The 232-nt window shown below is 79.3% G+C and carries 1 protein-coding gene; it reads right to left on the bottom strand.

All coding sequences use genetic code 11. The features are described 5' to 3' along the window. A partial coding sequence (locus tag ACPYOG_RS20990; RefSeq protein WP_481295973.1) for a hypothetical protein occupies positions 1 to 212 on the bottom strand: 212 nt, incomplete at its 3' end. Positions 213 to 232 lie beyond the last annotated feature (20 nt).

Here is a 232-nt window from a genome sequence, read left to right as displayed (position 1 = left end):
CCACCGACCCGCTCGAGCAGCAGCCGGGTGCGCGCCGCGAGCACGTCGGCCTCGCGCTGGGCCGCGGTGGCGGCGTCACCCTGCCACACGGCCGCGATGATCGACGCCGACCGGCCGCGCACGCCGGGCGTCTGCAGCCCGGTCTCGGCCACCCTGCCCAGACGGCGTGCCGCCGCACGCAGCGACGCCGGGTCGCCGTTGGGGACGGTCATCGGGCCGTGCGGCCCTTGCG

It is taken from the genome of Leifsonia sp. HAY1-4F (genome assembly GCF_056755275.1).
The sequence above is the reverse complement of the archived record's forward strand: the minus strand, read 5'-3'. Positions and strand labels throughout refer to the sequence as shown.